This is a genomic window from Salmonella sp. 32082101201600294FB01SM01 (genome assembly GCF_017572865.1).
In the GTDB taxonomy this organism is placed as follows: domain Bacteria; phylum Pseudomonadota; class Gammaproteobacteria; order Enterobacterales; family Enterobacteriaceae; genus Salmonella; species Salmonella enterica.
In genome coordinates this window covers 20,876-36,319 of sequence record NZ_JAGESB010000005.1, presented here as the reverse complement: position 1 = coordinate 36,319, position 15,444 = coordinate 20,876, and the positions used below count along the sequence as shown (strand labels likewise).

The following is a 15,444-nucleotide window of genomic DNA, read 5'->3' as shown; positions in this document are numbered from 1 at the left end:
TTAAAAAAGGCCGCTTAATAATAAGCGGCCTGTATTAGTGTTATATAATGTCGTTTATTTAACGAAATGTTTTCTTAACGTTAAGCATAAAGCCTTTATCGCTGATACCGTCTTCCTTCCACTGGTACGCATCCAGATGTAGCGCGGTATCATTGCTGCTATATTTCACGCCGATGGTTGCCAGGCCATTAACGCCGCCGCCTTTTTGACCGTCATCTATGCCGAACGATTGACCCGCCGCACCCTGTAATGACGCTGTACGCTGGCTCTTGCTGTAGCTCAGGTTCGGGCCGCCTTCCAGGGTAGCGGTGGCGCTCCAGCCGTCTTTCCCGGCGTAATCCAGCTTCAGACCGACAAGAGAGTCTACCGCCGTTTCGTTGCCAGAGTTCATGGACAGGTTAAAATCTCCGGCGCTGCGCTCTTTGTAGCCATCTTCCATGGTGTGGCGGAATTTCACCCCGGCATACGGCGTGACTTTCAGCGTATCACTCATCAGAGTGAAGGTTTTTGCCCCTTCGCTGCGGAACTCAAGGTACTGCTGACGTACGTCGGAATCCGCCACCTTGTTGGTGTCGCCATACGAGACGGAGCGACTGCTGTCCAGGTTATGCACGTCATAACGCAGGCTGTTATTCCACGCCAGACCTTCTTCAAACGCCATGCTGTGCTTCAGGCCGAAGAACTGACTGTAGCCGCCGGTCAGGCCGTTATCGCCCGCGGTTTTTGAACCGTCGCCATCCAGACGCGCAATACCGTACTCCAGCGTCAGATTCTGGCTTGTGGTCAAATCCAGCTTCTGGCGCAGCGCCAGCATGTCGTACTGAGTGTCGTTGCCCAGTTCAGCGCGCGGGTCGCCTTTCGCCACTACGTTAAACGCCAGGCCGTCTTTAATCTGCGGGGCCGCGTCGGCCAGCATGTTGAAGCGGTTACTGAGGATGCGCGCTTCGCGGAACACGGTGGTGGCCTGAGCGCCGCTGACCTGTTTCAGGGCGTTGTTCAGTTCGGCGGTGGTGCCAACGTTGAGGCTGGTATACAGCTCGTTGTTGGTATAACCGGCGTCGAGCGCACTCGCCACGCCGGAGACGCTGGCGTCGGTTGCGACATCGGCATAGGCGTTTTTGGTCATGGTGACGTCAACGTTGCCGTCGCTGTCCTGGCTTCCCTGCGCGTTCCACACCACGGTGGTGGACTGGATAGCGCCGGCGTCAGACAGGTTGCTGCCTTCGACCACGTTGTCGAAGCTGACGGTGGTGTCGGCGGTACCTGCGGCAAAGCCGGTGTTGATTTCCACGCCGTTCATGCTGGCGTTGCTGACTTTAAGCTTACCGGCGCTGCCGTCGGCGCTGGTGCCGACCACGTAGCCGGACAGGTTGTTGGTGGTGGAGGAGCCTGCGCTGTCGCCGGTTGTCACGGTCGCCATGCCATCGTTAATGGTCGGTTCCGTTGGCGCAATGAAGTCAACATAATGCACTTCCGTACCGTCGCCGTTTTCACCGCTGCCTTCGATGGTTTTACCGCTCTGCTTGATAAAGCCGGAGCCGGTTACGCTGTCATCAATATAAACCGTACCGTTGTTGACGATATGGCCGTTGCTGCCCAGTTGGCTGAATGCATACGAATTGCTGGCGTAGATATTGATGGTGCCGTTGTTTTCAATGACGGCGGAACTGCTGGCATTGGACTCAAGCTGCATTCCGATCATGCCAGTGTCGGTCGTACCCTTTGTTCCCAGGTTAATTTCCCCGTTATTCACCATTTTGGCGCTGCCGGAGGCTGACATGGCGACGACATTATTACCGGTTACGTTAATCACGCCATCGTTTTCTACCATTCCTCCCTTGGCGCTGGCGGTCTTGATGTTGCCATTGAATGTCCCGGCGTTATAGAAGGTAAAGGTACCGTTGGCGATATCCATCGTGCCGTTTACTTCGCCCCAGTTATTCAGCGTTCCTTTCCACATTTGTTCGGGTATGCTGACCACGCCGCCGCTCAGGTTATTCACCGTTGCACCGCTGGCGACAGCCAGATCGTTCACTGTGCCATTATTATTGAATACGGTCGCGGCTTTAAAATTCACAACATCAATAACACCTGTATTGCTTACCGCCCCGGAGGTGTTTTGCAGTATCAGAGTGCCAATATATCCCTGGTTATCCAGCGAGCCTTTCCACATATCGATGTGATTGACAGAACCCGTGGCGCTGTTGATGGCGCTTGCGCCACCTCCCACGGTTAACGTGTCGCTAATGTCGCCACTGTTGGTTAACGTCCCGCCCTCTTCAACGTCAACAGAGGTAATTTTGCCGCGGTTATCAATTTTCCCTCCATTCTCCGCGACGACGAAGCTGGTAATTTCGCCACTGGCGCTGTTGGTGAGGTATCCACTGTCAGTGACGTTAACTTTCTCGGTTGCTACTGCGCCTTCATTACCCACATCACCGAGAATGAGTATATTGTTGTTTAATTTAATATTTTCTCCATAAGCGGAGAGAAGCCCATCGTTATAAGCGAAAGAAACCATCGGGTCCGTGGGATTATACTGACTACTGTTTTGGCAAGAGTCAGCAACACAGATTGTGCCGTAGTTAACGACAACGCTGCTGTCATCAGCATAAAATGGCTTGCCATAGCTGGCATCGATATTGATGGTGCCAGTGGTATCGTTGATGACGGTCCCGCCGTTGAGCGCCGCCATGCCGACCAGCTGGTTATCATCGGTTTTGGTGACGCCTTCATCGGCGGTGAGATTAATGGTGCCCTGGTTAATGGCGGTGCCGCCATTGAGCGCCATCATGCCGAACCCGGCGTTATTAACGTTAATGGTGCCGGTATTGGTGGCTGTGGCGTCGCCGTCACCGCCATCAGTTGAGCCTGCGACCATACCTGCACTGGTGAGATAGAGCGATGACGGATGCCAGTAGCTTGTGCTGGTAATATCACCTTCATCGTCCAGCGTCGGGACAAAACCATCCAGATAAATATCGCCTGCGTTTAGCGCCGCTCCTTTGATGGCGCTAACGCCATATACGCCTGCGCCCTGCAAATGGATGGCGGCGTCTTTATCATTGACAACATCGCCATATCCAGAGGCGAGCATTGCATAGAAGGTATGGTTGTACCATTTCAGCGGGAAAAAGGAAAAACCTTTATATTTTACAGGTTGCTGGTCAGATATGATGGTGATATCACCGCCAGATTGGTTATGAATTACTGAACCTGCGTCGTCGGCGCGGGCAACGGCAGTACGATCGTCGCCGCCGCCGTTACTGGTTGCGTAAACCAGGATCTCACCGCTGTTGCCGATAGTTGCGCCATTGTCGACGCGCATAATGGAATAGACGCCGTGGCTTGTGATATCGCCCTGGTTCGCAATTGATGAATTTTCTCCGTTAGCGACTAATAGCGCATTGTTAATGGAAGCGCTAACATCTATATAATTGACATTAATATCAATGATTGAATTGTCATCCAGAATCAGAGAACCGCCGTTGCTGACCTTGGCCAGTGTGACAGCGCCTCCTATCATGGTGGCTGTATCTATTGTGGACTGACCGCTTAGCGTAACTTCGCTGTCGCCGTTGAGATTGATGCCTGTGACGATGCTGACCGAGCCATCCGTATTCTGGCTATGGGTAATGCTAATACCGCCGCGGATATCTACGTTGTTACCCTCGCCCGTAACGTTCAGACCGATAACGCTCAACGCTTGTCCACTGACTGTCGACAGATCGCCGACGTTGATGTCAAATGTGCCATCAAGGGTGATATCGTTGTTGGCGCCGTTAACGGTGACGCCGGTTAGCGGGGTATCGCCGGCGATCAAAGAATTTTGCTCGAACTCAGCGCTCATATTCACGTTGCCAGCGATATTGACGGTGTTGCTGTCGCCGCTCACGTTTACGCCCGTCGCGCCGCGGAATACGCCATCGCTGTCCTGCACGGAAATAACGTTAATATCGCCATCCAGCGTAACCTGTGACGTATTGCCGCTCACCAGCGCGCCGGTGCCGTTGAGGCTGACGTTAATATTCCCTTTGTTGCGGAAGGCGTTTTGTTCGCCAGCGACCACAAAACCCACCGAGTCCTGATCGCGGACGGTGGCGTTACCGGTATTTTTTGCTTCATTTCCGGTGCCGTAGGTGATGATACCCATCGCGCCGTCGGTGACCAGCAGATCGCCCGCCTGGGTCAGACTGCCGTTGTCGCCATTGATAACTACAGCGGCAGAGCCTGCGCCATCCACTGCGATATCGCCGGTATTGGCGATACGGGCCTTACTGCCGTCAATTCGCGTACCGGTCGCGCCGCCGGAGATGGTCTGATCGCCTTCATTGATAATGAGCGTGTTATCGCCATCGACATACAACGCAGCGGACCCCGCGCCGCTGACGGTGGTATCCCCGACATTATCGATAACCGCGTTGTCGCCGATAATATGGCCGCCGGTGGCACCGTCGGTGATGGTCATATCGCCGTCGTTGCTGACGCGCGCGTTATTGCCGTCAATGGTGGTGCCGGTGGAACCTGCGCCGCTGATACTGGAGGTACCAGTATTCTGAACCGTGGCGTTGTCGCCGTCGATGATGATGGCGGTGCCGCCGCCGCTCACGGTAATGTCGCCGGAGAAATCGGTGGTGGTATTATTACCGGAAATCAGCGCGCCGATGGCGTTGTCTACCGTTGAATGGCCCGAAATGGTGTTGGTGGTGCCGTCGCCGGAGATCACCATGCCGGTGGCACCGTCGGTCACACTGGAGTCCCCGGTGAGCGTGTTGACGGTTCGATCGCCGGAAATAATCACGCCGGTGCGATCCTGGCCGCTGATATCCATGCCGCGATCGGAGGTATGCGATTCGCCGTCGCCGGTGATAACCGTGGTGTTATCGTCGGCAATAATCAGATAGCCCCGGCTGTCGTACTTCCAGTAGAGACCGTTTTCCTGGGTGCCTTCAATCACGGCGGCATTGGCGTCAGTCACGTCCCAGCCGGTGACGTTCAGCGTTTTGCCGTCTTCGGTGGTCAACTGCCACTGGTCATCCTGTTCTGAATAATTCCACACGGCGCCCTCGAGAACGCTGCCGTTATCCAGTTTGAAGCTATCGAAGGCCAGGGTGTCTTTGCCTTTATCGATGGTGACGCCGTTGCTGAAGGTAGTAACAGAATTATCTGTGGGCGTGTCGTCGTCATCGCCGCTATCGTCAGGCGGGGTCACATCGTCATCGCCGCTATCGTCAGGCGGGGTTACATCATCATCGCCGCTATCGTCGGGCGGGGTCACATCGTCATCGCCGCTATCATCGGGCGGGGTCACATCATCATCGCCGCTATCGTCAGGCGGGGTCACATCGTCATCGCCGCTATCGTCAGGCGGGGTCACATCGTCATCGCCGCTATCGTCTGGCGGGGTCACATCGTCATCGCCGCTATCGTCAGGCGGGGTTACATCGTCATCACCGCTATCATCGGGTGGGGTCACATCGTCATCGCCGCTATCGTCAGGCGGGGTTACATCGTCATCGCCGCTATCATCGGGTGGGATCACATTGTCATCGCCGCCATCGTCGGGCGGAGTGACGTCGCCGCCATTATCGGGCGTAGGGGGGGTATAAGAATGAGTGGAATCTCCGCCACCGTTATTTTCAACGCCAATAGCCACACCTGCGACCAGCGCAGCAACGCCGCCAGCAACCCAGCCCCAGTGATTATCATTTTCAGGTAATGTAGCAAGGCAGGTCGGTGAGAGTTTTGCGCGTTTTTCTTTAGGCAGGGAGGAGATATTACTGGGACATTCTTTTTCATCATCGTTATTTTCTGCGGCGATGGCCGGAATGTAATAACTTTGTAGCGTTAAAGCGATCGCGATAGAAATAAGTTTTTTCTTTTGCATAGGGTTCATCCTTAATTAATATTTTCCTTGCGTACTAAACATATGCAGAGAGCGATACAGGCAATGATGAAATGGCCAGAAGAAAATTATGCTTTAGTGTTTATTTTATCACCCGATAACCAGGTCAGGTCAAATTGAGTGCTTAACGGTGTTATTTATTAGGTGAATGAATGATGGGGGAATTTGACGAATAAAAGGGTTTTTACGCAATATTATTAATATTTAAATTCACGTGGTGTATTTAAAATGGATTGCTTAATTTAATTTTAAGTAAAAATAATTTGGGGTTACGAGTAGTTGTAAAATAAAGCCCTGAATAACAGGGCCTTATTTTAATTAATGATTAGAGAACCAATTTAATTTATCGCGTAAACCAACGACCCGGCCAACGATAATCAGCGCCGGGCTTTCAACCTGTTGCGCTAATTCCCCGAGCTGCGTCAGCACACCGTGGACGACGCGTTGCTTCACGGAGGTGCCGTTTTCTACCAGCGCAACCGGCATATCGGCCTGCATACCGAATGCGATCAGTTTTTCCTGGATAGTTGCTGCCTGATTAAGCCCCATGTAGAACACCAGCGTCTGTTTTTCTGCCGCCAGGTTTTCCCAGTCCAGCTCGCCGCCGGTTTTCAGGTGACCCGTGACCAGACGTACGCTCTGGGCGTAATCGCGATGGGTTAGCGGAATACCGGAGTAGGCGGAGCAGCCGGAAGCCGCGGTAATCCCCGGCACGACCGAGAAAGGAATACCGGCATGGCACAGCGTTTCCAGCTCTTCGCCGCCGCGACCAAAGATAAAGGGATCGCCGCCTTTCAGGCGTACCACGCGTTTACCTTTTTGCGCTTCACGCAGCAGGATCTGGTTGATTTCCTCCTGTGGGACGCAGTGGTAACCCGCGCGTTTCCCCACAAAGACCCGATCGGCATCGCGGCGTACCAGGTTCATAATGTCGTCGGAGACGAGGCGATCGTAAACCACGATATCCGCCTGTTGGATTTGTTGTAACCCTTTCAGCGTCAGCAGTCCGGCATCGCCCGGCCCGGCACCAACCAGCACGACTTCGCCACGGTGATCCAGCGGTTCGCTAAACAGGTGCTCGGTTGTCGCGTTAACCGCTTTCTCATCGGCATTCGCCAGCGACTGCGCCAGTCGGTCATTGACGAAAAATTTTTCCCAGAAGCGACGACGTTCGCCCATCGTGGCAAACTGCTTTTTCACTCGGGCGCGGAGTTGCCCGGCGTAGCGCGCGACCTGCCCCAGATGCTGCGGCAGCAGCGACTCCAGTTTCTCGCGCAGCAGACGCGCCAGCACCGGGGAAGTGCCGCCCGAGGAGACGGCGACCATGAGCGGCGAGCGGTCAATAATGGAGGGCATGATAAAGCTGGCGGCTTTCGGCGCATCCACCACGTTGCAGAAGATGCGGCGTGACTCCGCCGCTTCGCTGACGCGCTGGTTGACGGTATCGTCGTCGGTGGCCGCGATCGCCAGCCAACACGAGTCGAGAAGCGTTTCGTCGAACGGTCCCTCAACCAGAGTCAACATGCCTTCATTTGCCCATACGGTGAACTGTGGAATAAAGGTGAGCGCATTGACCGTTAAACGTGCGCCTGCTTCCAGCAATAACCGTGCTTTGCGTTCTGCGACATCGCCACCGCCGACGATCAGACAGTCGCGGTCGCGTAATTGACAAAATATAGGCAAATGGTCCACGACATTACCCCTTAATGGTTGGCTGTAACCTTAATTTGGTTGGTTTTTTGCGGAACAGGACGCTCCGATTTCGGCGTAGCATACCAATAACCCAATCCCATGAACACGACGCCGGACAAAGTATTACCCAGAGTGACCCACAACAGATTGTGTCCGATTCCGGACAAGGTATAGGCGTCGCTGTGATGACCAAACCAGGAGAGGGCGAACAGCGTCATATTCGCGACAGAGTGCTCGTAGCCGGAAGCGATAAACGCCAGCAGACACCACCAGATAGCAAGAAATTTCGCCGTGCCTTCGGTGCGGATCGCCATCCAGATTGCCAGACAAACCAGCCAGTTACACAGCGCGCCTTTGAAGAACAGTACCGTGGCGGGCGCGGTGGTTTTCGCCAGCGCGACTGAGTGAACGATGCTGGTATCGACCGGCAACAAACTGCCGCCGCCCCAGCTGTAAAGCAGGGCGACAAAGACGGAGCCGACCAGGTTGCCAAGCCAGGTTTGCGGCAGGATAGCCCACATTTGACCGTGGCTGATGGTGCCAGCTTTGACGCCCAGCGTCAGGAACATGGTGTGGCCGGTAAACAGTTCGGAACCGGCGATGATGACCAGCGTTAAGGCGATACCAAAAGTGGCACCCATTACCAAAGGACGCACGGACGGGTCGAGCAGATTGCCGAGGGTGAAAATAAGAATGATGCCGAGACCGACATAAGCCCCGGCCATTGCCGAACTGACCCAGAAGCCGAGCGGATTATTCGCCGACAGGCGTGCGATGCGCGCAGCGTTAGCCGCACACTTATTGATAGTGTCTGTAAACATTTGATTATCCTTTTCTCACTTCATCCTTTGCACTGCCTCTTTGTTGGCTGCCCTCGCTCACCCCAGTCACATAGTGAACTATGCTCCTGGGGATTAATGAGGGACATCCTTGTCCCTCACCGAAGGCAGCCAGCGGCTGTTCAAATTCGTTCCTGACGAATTTGTTGCTCAGTTGCCGCCGCGATGCAGTACAAATGATTTTGTGATAACAATTAAAATGAAAAAAAATACAAAAAAGGGGAGGCGTTGCGCCTCCCAAAAATAATTAACCGCGCAACTGCACCACGCCGTCTTTTACCCGCGCGTCGTAATGTTTCACAGAAAACTGTTCGTCTTCCATGCACAAACCATCGCTCAGGCGAAAGCGCTGTTTCTTCAGCGGGCTGGCGACCCACAGTTCGCCCTGGTGTTCCGCAATCAGTCCACGAGACAGCACGCTGGCTTCAAAGAACGGGTCGATGTTGCTGATCGCGAATACCTGATCGCTATGGTAAGGACGGAAAATCGCCACCTGTTCGCCGCCTGACAGCGCGCAGACGCCGGTTCCCGGCAGAATGTCATCGATTTTGCAGATGTTTTGCCACTGGCTCATGCGTTTTCCTCCACCAGAGTGACCGGGATACGTTCATACGGCGTGGCCGGACGATGCTGTTCGCGTTCCGGCACAACCTGAACATTTGGGTCGCGCTTGTCGCTGTTGATAAAGTGTTTGAAACGAACCTGCGCCGCTGGCGTGTTGACGGTCTCCGTCCACTCGCAGACCACCGCTGCGCGCAGGCGCGCCATCTCTTCTTCCAGATGTTCGTTCAGGCCCAGCTTGTCGTCGATGATGACCGATTTCAGATAGTCGATGCCGCCTTCCAGGTTGTCTAACCACGGTGCGGTACGGGTCAGTTTGTCGGCGGTACGGATGTAGAACATCATAAAGCGGTCGAGATACTTGAGCAGCGTGTCGCGATCGAGATCGGCTGCCAGCAGATCCGCATGACGAGGTTTCATGCCGCCGTTACCGCAAACGTACAGGTTCCAGCCTTTCTCAGTGGCGATGATACCGACATCTTTACCCTGCGCTTCCGCACATTCACGGGTACAGCCGGAGACGCCGAACTTCATCTTGTGCGGGGTACGAATACCTTTGTAGCGGTTTTCCAGCTCCACGCCGAAACCGACGCTGTCGCCCACGCCGTAGCGGCACCAGGTGCTGCCGACGCAGGTTTTCGCCATCCGCAGCGCTTTGGCGTACGCGTGACCGGTTTCGAAGCCCGCTTCAATCAGTTGACGCCAGATTTCCGGCAGATCGTCTTTTTGCGCGCCAAACAGACCGATACGCTGAGAACCGGTAATTTTGGTATAGAGGTTAAACTCGCGGGCGATACGACCCACGGCCACCAGACCTTCCGGGGTGATTTCACCGCCAGCGGAGCGCGGGATCACCGAGTAAGTACCGTCTTTCTGGATATTCGCCAGGAAGTTGTCGTTAGTATCCTGTAGCGGCGTGTGCTGCGGTTTGAGGATGTATTCGTTCCAGCACGACGCCAGCAGCGAACCGACGGTCGGCTTACACACTTCGCAGCCGTAGCCTTTACCGTGTTTCGCCAGCAGTTCTTCAAAGGTTTTAATGCCTTCCACGCGGATTAAGTGGAACAGTTCCTGACGAGAATAAGCAAAGTGCTCGCACAGGTTGTTGTTGACTTCAATACCCTGTTTCGCCAGTTCGGCGTTCAGTACCTGCGTCACCAGCGGGATGCAGCCGCCGCAGCCGGTTCCGGCTTTGGTTTCCGCTTTCAGCGCCGCCACGGTATGGCAGCCTTTATTGATAGCGGCGATCAGATCGCCTTTAGTCACATCGAAGCAGGAGCAGATCTGCGCGCTGTCCGGCAGTTTATCCACGCCGATAGCGGGTTTACCACTGCCCGCGTGCGACGGCAGGATCAGCGAATCCGGGTTTTCCGGCAGTTCGATGGCGTTCAGTACCAGTTGCAGCAAATTGCCGTAATCGCTGGTGTCGCCGACCAGTACTGCGCCGAGCAGCGTTTTGTTATCTTCGCTGACAATAAGACGTTTGTAGACTTCTTTGCTTTCATCGAGGTAAACGTAGCTACGCGCGCCCGGCGTGCGGCCATGCGCGTCGCCGATGCCGCCGACGTCCACGCCCAGCAGCTTCAGCTTGGCGCTGAGATCCGCCCCTTTAAAGGCGTTTTCACTGCCGAGGATATGGTCAACGGCAACCTGGGCCATTTTATAGCCCGGTGCGACCAGACCGTAAACGCGGTTGTTCCAACTGGCGCACTCGCCGATAGCGTAGATATCCGGGTCGGACGTCTGGCAGGTGTCGTTAATCACGATCCCGCCGCGCTGCGCGACGGCCAGACCGCACTGGGTAGCCAGCTTGTCGCGGGGGCGAATACCGGTAGAGAAGACGATAAAATCGACTTCCAGCTCGCTGCCGTCGGCAAAACGCATAGTCTTACGCGCTTCGTTACCCTGCTGAACAATCTCTTGCGTGTTTTTACTGGTGTGTACACGCACGCCCATGCTTTCGATCTTGCGACGTAGCTGCTCGCCGCCCATCTGATCGAGCTGTTCCGCCATCAGCATTGGCGCAAATTCAATGACGTGCGTTTCCACGCCGAGGTTTTTCAGCGCGCCAGCGGCTTCCAGCCCCAGCAGACCGCCGCCGACCACCGCCCCGCGCTTGCTGCGACGGGCGCAGGCTTCGATAGCGTTGAGGTCTTCAATGGTACGGTAAACGAAGCAATCCTGGGTTTCGGAGCCTTTAATCGGCGGAATCCACGGATATGAACCGGTCGCCATGATCAGCTTGTCATAATAAACGGTACGACCCGCGCTGGAGTGAATCACTTTCTCCTGACGGTTAATGGTAATTGCGCGTTCGCCAACCAGTACCTTCACGCCGTGCTTCTCGTAAAATCCTTCACGCACCAGAGAGAGCTCTTCCGCGGTGTGGTGAGAGAAGTAGGATGACAGGTGGACACGGTCATAGGCTTTACGGGGTTCTTCACAGAACACGGTAATGTCGAACAGGCTAGCGTCGGATTTATCAAGGAGATCCTCAATAAAGCGGTGGCCGACCATACCATTACCGATAATAGCGAGTCTGACTTTGCTCATTTTTGCCTCGATTTCTTTTCTATTACCGCCTACCTTAACGATTCAGCAACCCCGCTTATTGATGTAAATCAAATTCACCTTTATATACCTCTTAATGGGTATATGGCTGATTTGTCTGGATTTTTATAAGTGGCGGAATTGTCAGGCTTTTCAGGTTTGTACAAATAACATACAAAATGAGGGGTTTTTAGACCAACAGGCCTACCTCGTCAGGAGGGGGATAGAGTGCCGGAGGGCGACGTCGCCTTATCCGGCCTACCAACAGCTTACGCTGTAGGCCGGATAAGACGCATCGCGGCGCCATCCGGCAATCATTATCAATGCGTAGCCGGCGCGCTATGCTGGCGATGACGGGACACAAAGCCGAGCGCAAAGCACATCACAAAGACCACCGCATACAGACCATTCGCGGTGAGTAACGCCGCCTGTGGACCGCTGTGCGCCACAATCGGGCCGGTGACGACGAAGGTCAGCATCGTTCCTATGGTGCCGCAGGTCAGAATAAAGTTAACCAGCTTAGGCGAGGCCACTTTCGTTTGCTGCGATCCCAGCGTAATGATGGAGGTATAAATGGCGCTGGAGAAGAAGCCCAGCGTCAGAATAAACCACGGCATATGCGCCTGCGTGCCAGTAATAAACAGATACATCAGTACCGCCGCCATACCCGCCAGTACGGTCAGAATGCGTTGCAGATCGAAAAAGCGCAGGATAAAGCTGAACGCCCACATGCCGAACATATAGGACATCCAGAAATCACTCACCAGCGCCCCGGCGTCATTCAGGCTCATGCCGAGGCCTTTGGCGTATTCCGGCACCCAGGAGATAAAGCCCAATTGACCGAGGATATAGCACAGCGCGGCGACGGCGAGAAACAGTACGCCAATGCCCCATTTTTCTTTGACGACAGGCGCCTGAGAGTGCTGCGCATGTTTACCCAGCGCCGGAAATTCACAGCCGAAGGTCAGGATAAAAATCGCCAGGTAGACCAGGCCGATGCAGGCGTAGACCCAGTACCACTCAATACTACGCGCCAGCAGGAAGGCGGCGACCATAGGAAAAATCATCCCCGCCATGCTGAAGAAGGAGTCGGTAAACAGCAGTCGGGAACCGCGCTGACGCCCTTCATACAGTTGCGTAATCAGGAAGGTGCCAATCGACATGGTGATCCCGCTGACCAGCCCCAGCACAAACATCGCCGCTGAGAACAACGCCAGGCTGTGGCTGAACATCAGCCCGGCCACCGCCAGCACCATCAGGATAAAACCAAAGCGTAGCTGTGTTTTCAGCGGGATGATTTCCATCAGCCACGCATTGAGGAAGATCGAGATCAAAATCCCGGCGTTCAGGAAAGTAAAGGTATTACTCATGCTGGAAACGGGCAGCTGAAAATAGTCTGCGATATTTCCCATCACCATCCCGGTGACAATCACCAGCGCCCCGGTCAGGGCGTAGGAAAGAAAGCTGATCCATGTGAGCTTGATGCGGTTGCTGTTAGTCATGTCTGGCCTTGAAGAGAAGTGAAGCGCGTGGAGGGCGCGTTAAGCGGGCAGATTTTAGGCGCTTTTGTGATGCATTTAAATAATTATTAGTGATAGTAATGTTCATTACATTTTTTAATGTGATGTTTGTCACATCATATTGCAAGAATACGGCGTTGCGTCGTAACGTTACATTTGTTTCATATACGTAAAATTAGGTAAAGGGCTGGCCTGGCCCAGGAAGGCTCTTTAAAATCATTCCACTTGCTTTATTTCTGCTCTCTTTAAGGAAATCTCATGCTCAAATCGACTCTGGCGGCTGTCGCAGCTGTTTTCGCTCTTTCTGCTCTTTCTCCCGCAGCGTTGGCAGCAAAAGGCGATCCTCATGTGCTGTTAACCACCTCCGCCGGGAATATTGAGCTGGAGCTGAACAGCCAGAAAGCGCCGGTTTCTGTGAAAAACTTTGTCGATTACGTCAACAGTGGTTTCTATAACAACACTACGTTTCACCGCGTTATTCCTGGCTTTATGATTCAGGGCGGTGGTTTTAACGAGCAGATGCAGCAGAAGAAACCGAATCCGCCGATTAAGAATGAAGCCGACAACGGTCTGCGTAATACTCGCGGCACGATCGCGATGGCGCGCACCGCAGATAAAGACAGCGCCACCAGCCAGTTCTTTATTAACGTCGCGGATAACGCTTTTCTCGACCACGGCCAGCGCGACTTTGGCTATGCGGTATTTGGTAAAGTGGTAAAAGGTATGGATGTCGCCGATAAAATCTCACAGGTACCGACGCACGATGTCGGGCCTTATCAGAATGTGCCGACAAAACCAGTCGTTATCCTTTCCGCGAAAGTCCTGCCATAAAATAAAATATGACTGCGCGGGTGCGAGCCGCCCGCGTTTTCTCCCTGTCTCAGCGTAACCTGAAATTGCTGCTTATACTTGTGGTCAAGCACAGACATATTCAGGGAGGCCAGGTGAAGAAACTTACCGATAAACAAAAGTCACGCTTTTGGGAACAGCGGCGCAACGTTAACTTCCAGCAAAGCCGCCGTCTCGAAGGTATTGAGATCCCCTTAGTAACCCTGACCGCCGATGAAGCGCTGGCACGTCTTGACGAGCTTCGGAGGCACTATGAGCGATAAATTTGGCGAAGGGCGCGATCCGTACCTCTATCCGGGGCTGAATGTGATGCGTAATCGGCTGGGGATTCATCAGGCCCAGCGACTGGCGCAAGCGGCATATGAAATGACCGCGCTCCGTGCCGCCACGATTGAACTGGGGCCGCTGGTACGCGGCTTGCCTCATCTGTGCGCGATTCATCGCCAGCTCTATCAGGATATTTTCGACTGGGCAGGGCAACTGCGGGAGGTCGATATTTACCAGGGCGATACCCGTTTCTGCCACTTTGCCTATATCGAAAAAGAGGGCAATGCTCTGATGCAGGATCTGGAAGAAGAGGGCTATCTGGTCGGTCTGGCGCACGAGAAGTTTGTCGAGCGGCTGGCGCATTACTACTGTGAAATTAACGTACTCCATCCGTTTCGTTTGGGGAGCGGGCTGGCGCAGCGCATCTTCTTTGAACAGCTGGCCTTACATGCAGGCTACGCGCTGAGTTGGCAAGGTATTGCGGTTGAAACATGGCAGCAGGCGAACCAGAGCGGCGCGATGGGCGATCTCTCCGCTTTGCAGGCGATTTTTCAGAAAGCGATAAGCGAAGCTCGCGAAACTGAGTAAAATAGTGCGGTTCTACTGACCCGGAGCCGCCATGATCCTGCTTATCGATAACTATGATTCCTTTACCTGGAACCTCTACCAGTATTTTTGTGAACTGGGCGCGGAAGTGCAGGTCCGGCGCAATGATGCGCTGACGCTGGCGCACATTGACGCTTTGAACCCGCAAAAAATCGTTATCTCTCCTGGCCCCTGTACGCCAAATGACGCTGGCATTTCACTGGCGGTTATCCGCCATTATGCCGGACGTATTCCGATGCTGGGCGTTTGCCTGGGTCATCAGGCGATGGCGCAGGCCTTTGGCGCGTCGGTGGTGCGGGCAGCGAAAGTGATGCACGGTAAAACGTCACCTGTTACGCATAATGGACAGGGCGTGTTTCGGGGATTGCCCAGCCCGTTAACCGTGACACGTTACCACTCGCTGATTGTCGACCCTGCCACGTTGCCAGAGTGTTTTGAGATCACCGCCTGGAGTGAAACGCAGGAGATTATGGGCATTCGCCACCGCGAGTGGGATCTGGAAGGCGTGCAGTTCCACCCGGAAAGTATTCTCAGCGAACAAGGACACGCTCTGCTGGAAAATTTCCTCCGGCGTTGATTTGTGGTTGCTATTGAGTGATTTTTTATTCATATTTTGTGATTATAATTTCACTGGCGTTTCTACTTAACCGGGTGG

General features: G+C 54.2%; 10 protein-coding genes. 4 read left to right on the top strand and 6 right to left on the bottom strand.

Annotated elements, in window-relative coordinates; genetic code table 11:
* Positions 1–58 precede the first annotated feature (58 nt).
* The 6 genes from J4645_RS18475 to tsgA form a co-directional block, all read right to left on the bottom strand.
* Complete coding sequence (locus J4645_RS18475) at positions 59–5,887, bottom strand: autotransporter domain-containing protein (protein ID WP_023215163.1); 5,829 nt, start codon at positions 5,885–5,887, stop codon at positions 59–61.
* Between the two features lie 336 nt (positions 5,888–6,223).
* On the bottom strand, positions 6,224–7,597 hold the full coding sequence (cysG, locus tag J4645_RS18470) for a siroheme synthase CysG (RefSeq protein ID WP_000349904.1): 1,374 nt from the start codon (positions 7,595–7,597) through the stop codon (positions 6,224–6,226).
* An 11-nt stretch (positions 7,598–7,608) separates the two neighbouring features.
* Entirely contained in the window at positions 7,609–8,418 is an 810-nt protein-coding gene (gene nirC, locus J4645_RS18465) for a nitrite transporter NirC (protein WP_000493576.1), read from the bottom strand.
* A gap of 265 nt (positions 8,419–8,683) precedes the next feature.
* Entirely contained in the window at positions 8,684–9,010 is a 327-nt protein-coding gene (nirD, locus tag J4645_RS18460; RefSeq protein WP_000084814.1) for a nitrite reductase small subunit NirD, read from the bottom strand.
* A complete protein-coding gene (nirB, locus tag J4645_RS18455; protein WP_023215162.1) occupies positions 9,007–11,550 on the bottom strand; it encodes an NADPH-nitrite reductase large subunit in 2,544 nt (847 codons plus the stop codon). The genes nirD and nirB overlap by 4 nt, the downstream gene beginning before the upstream one ends.
* Before the next feature lie 317 nt (positions 11,551–11,867).
* A complete protein-coding gene (tsgA, locus tag J4645_RS18450) occupies positions 11,868–13,049 on the bottom strand; it encodes an MFS transporter TsgA (protein WP_000185267.1) in 1,182 nt (393 codons plus the stop codon).
* A 276-nt stretch (positions 13,050–13,325) separates the two neighbouring features.
* On the opposite strand from tsgA, the gene ppiA reads away from it, so the two are divergent.
* From ppiA to pabA, 4 genes are all read left to right on the top strand, one after another.
* A complete protein-coding gene (gene ppiA, locus J4645_RS18445; protein ID WP_000920478.1) occupies positions 13,326–13,898 on the top strand; it encodes a peptidylprolyl isomerase A in 573 nt (190 codons plus the stop codon).
* A 113-nt stretch (positions 13,899–14,011) separates the two neighbouring features.
* Positions 14,012–14,179 carry a YhfG family protein gene (locus J4645_RS18440; RefSeq protein WP_001519136.1) on the top strand — a complete coding sequence of 56 codons (168 nt, stop codon included), beginning with the start codon at positions 14,012–14,014 and terminating at the stop codon, positions 14,177–14,179.
* On the top strand, positions 14,169–14,771 hold the full coding sequence (locus J4645_RS18435; RefSeq protein ID WP_001528278.1) for a putative adenosine monophosphate-protein transferase Fic: 603 nt from the start codon (positions 14,169–14,171) through the stop codon (positions 14,769–14,771). The genes J4645_RS18440 and J4645_RS18435 overlap by 11 nt, the downstream gene beginning before the upstream one ends.
* A gap of 31 nt (positions 14,772–14,802) precedes the next feature.
* Positions 14,803–15,366, top strand: a complete 564-nt coding sequence (gene pabA, locus J4645_RS18430; RefSeq protein WP_000601879.1) for an aminodeoxychorismate synthase component 2 — start codon at positions 14,803–14,805, stop codon at positions 15,364–15,366.
* The last annotated feature ends 78 nt before the right edge of the window (positions 15,367–15,444 follow it).

Excerpts from the sequence above, each read along its gene's own strand:
- J4645_RS18475 (WP_023215163.1), bottom strand. The coding sequence starts at position 5,887 with ATGCAAAAGAAAAAACTTATTTCTATCGCGATCGCTTTAACGCTACAA.
- nirC (WP_000493576.1), bottom strand. The coding sequence starts at position 8,418 with ATGTTTACAGACACTATCAATAAGTGTGCGGCTAACGCTGCGCGCATC.
- nirD (WP_000084814.1), bottom strand. The coding sequence starts at position 9,010 with ATGAGCCAGTGGCAAAACATCTGCAAAATCGATGACATTCTGCCGGGA.
- nirB (WP_023215162.1), bottom strand. The coding sequence starts at position 11,550 with ATGAGCAAAGTCAGACTCGCTATTATCGGTAATGGTATGGTCGGCCAC.
- tsgA (WP_000185267.1), bottom strand. The coding sequence starts at position 13,049 with ATGACTAACAGCAACCGCATCAAGCTCACATGGATCAGCTTTCTTTCC.
- ppiA (WP_000920478.1), top strand. The coding sequence starts at position 13,326 with ATGCTCAAATCGACTCTGGCGGCTGTCGCAGCTGTTTTCGCTCTTTCT.
- J4645_RS18435 (WP_001528278.1), top strand. The coding sequence starts at position 14,169 with ATGAGCGATAAATTTGGCGAAGGGCGCGATCCGTACCTCTATCCGGGG.
- pabA (WP_000601879.1), top strand. The coding sequence starts at position 14,803 with ATGATCCTGCTTATCGATAACTATGATTCCTTTACCTGGAACCTCTAC.